Below are 1,136 nucleotides of genomic sequence, written 5' to 3'. Positions count from 1 at the left end.
GTCATTCGGTACTAAAATTTTAGGTGCATATTGTCCACGCCAGTTAAGGCGATATTGAGCTGGTTTTTCGAGCAAAAGAAATGGTGTGGTATAACGCAGATCTGCACTCCAAAGTGGAGCACGTGAGTAACCTTCAACAGGAAGATGGTTTCCATAAACATCCGTAATGTTTTCTTCTGGTGCAGTTCGGGCACCTACTCCCATCCCACGACGGTAATCGATGCTGCCGTCTAATACTGCATTTCCTAAATATTGACGGTGCTGAAACCCTAAATTCCAGCCTGAGGTTCTTCGGTGTAAGACATTAATTTCAATATCATCAATAAAACTTTGGCTTTCCTTATGATAAAGCTTTCCATAGACACTGGTTTTATGTTGTCCACTACGGCTAATGACACGAGATAAATTTAGGTTGGCTTGCTGACTGTTGCCATGGTAAAGCAGTGGACCATTCCCCCCTAAGACTGTTTGCTTATATTGATAGTCATTATAACTAAGACCTAAATCATAATAACCAACGGGTAACTGATAACTAATGAAATAACTTCGGTTTAAGTCTTCATTAAAGTCATCTAAAGAGTGACTCACGTTTAACGATAAAATATCATTTAAATGAAATGGATTATTGACGCCTATCCCGATATTTCCCATATAGGTACCAGTGTCCTGATTACCCGAGTCATCTACACTTAAATTGAAATTAAATTTTTGTAGTGGTTGAAGTTTGAGTATTAAATCGCTATAGCCCGTTAATTCTTTATCTTGAGCACTTGCGGGAGTAATTTGCATATCTACCGCATAGACACGTTTTAGATTTTCTAGCCCCTGATCGAGTTTTTTTAGATTTACAATGTCGCCCGCTTTAAATGGCAACCCTGTCTTAAGCTGTAATGAGGAAATTTTACCTTCCTGAATTATGATTTTATTCAAGCGACCAATTTGCACACTCAGGTTTAAATTACCTTGATTTAAGTCTTGTGGACTCACGACAATTTGACTGGTAATAAAACCCTTTTTTAAAAGTTCATTTTGGGCATAGTTCACGATGTTATGTAAACTTTGGGTTCCAATACATTTACCCAAAACATTCTGTGGGTGTTTTTTTATAGCTTTAACCACAAAGTTAAATTGCTGTA

Annotated in this window: 1 protein-coding gene; it reads right to left on the bottom strand. The window is 37.5% G+C overall.

Going from position 1 to position 1,136, the window contains the following annotated elements; genetic code table 11:
- Positions 1-1,136 (bottom strand): ShlB/FhaC/HecB family hemolysin secretion/activation protein (locus tag WBW42_RS18730; protein ID WP_336735764.1); only part of this gene is annotated, 1,136 nt, incomplete at both ends.

The sequence above is a fragment of the Acinetobacter sp. LT1 genome (assembly GCF_059800965.1).
This window is presented reverse-complemented; position numbering and strand designations above follow the sequence as displayed.